This is a genomic window from Undibacterium sp. Ji22W (assembly GCF_049340305.1).
In the GTDB taxonomy this organism is placed as follows: Bacteria; Pseudomonadota; Gammaproteobacteria; order Burkholderiales; family Burkholderiaceae_D; genus Undibacterium.
On the sequence record NZ_JBMPOU010000029.1, the window covers coordinates 1 to 264 of the forward strand.

At 54.2% G+C, this 264-nt stretch carries 1 protein-coding gene; it reads right to left on the reverse strand.

Annotated features, from left to right (window positions below):
- Positions 1–264, reverse strand: a 264-nt coding sequence (locus ACO0KW_RS20450; protein WP_423055187.1) for a hypothetical protein, incomplete at both ends; no start/stop codon positions are given.

Sequence of the window (264 nt, forward strand, 5' to 3'; positions counted from 1 at the left end):
CCGTGTACGTTAAGACGCCACCTTCGGCAACACTCGCTGCATCGACACTGATGTGCGCATAGACAGTGTCGCTTGCTGCTGGGACGGCTTCATCGGTGATCGCGCTGCTTGCTGTGTTGCTGCTGCCAACGGCTACCGCTTCATAACGGCTATCAGTATCAGTGACACCACTGATCGTGGCGATCAGGGATTCGGAACCTTCTTTCAAATAATCATCGGTGGCAGTGACTGTAAATGTCGTGCTGCTGCCGCCACTGACATTGA